Here is a 566-nt window from a genome sequence, read left to right on the forward strand (position 1 = left end):
TTGTGCTTAACTGTGCTCCAAAAAATACTGGAATAACTGGCATCAAGAGAGACCATGCCTCCCGCAAGCTTGACACCCGCTGTCCAACCGGCAAGCTGGTCACTCTTAATCCCATACAAGGGTTGTGCAAAAACACGCCCATAATCCAAACCAACATAAGGGCGAAGTTCACCAAAAACCTTTTTGAAGGTCGTGTGATTGCTCCACGGAATGGTGCGTAGCAGCAAATCATTCCGGCTAAAAAAACCGTTATTGCCAAAAAGCAAACTCTCACGCGTACCACGAACATTGGAAGCACCCCCCAACGAAATCTGTTCAGCACCCAATAAATTATGCGGTGAATATTGACCACTCAAAAGATTGCTCAGTATAAAGTCCAAGCCCCCTACCTTAAAAGGCGTCATGACACTAAGCGTACCAGTAAATTTGGCAAATTGTGGCTCCGCATCCCCTGCCCCTGGATCGTGCTTCTTGACAGAATGAAACAAGGGGAGCCCTTGCAAATAACTCACATCAAAGGTCCAAGTCCCCCCCAACATCTGGCGCGAATGCGAAATGCCAAAATT

At 47.2% G+C, this 566-nt stretch carries 1 protein-coding gene; it reads right to left on the minus strand.

The window, feature by feature from the left end; translation table 11 throughout:
* Positions 1-566: ShlB/FhaC/HecB family hemolysin secretion/activation protein (locus ACFIO5_RS13260; RefSeq protein ID WP_375705663.1), on the minus strand; the 566-nt coding region annotated here is incomplete at both ends.

It is taken from the genome of Bartonella sp. AA86SXKL, assembly GCF_042196885.1.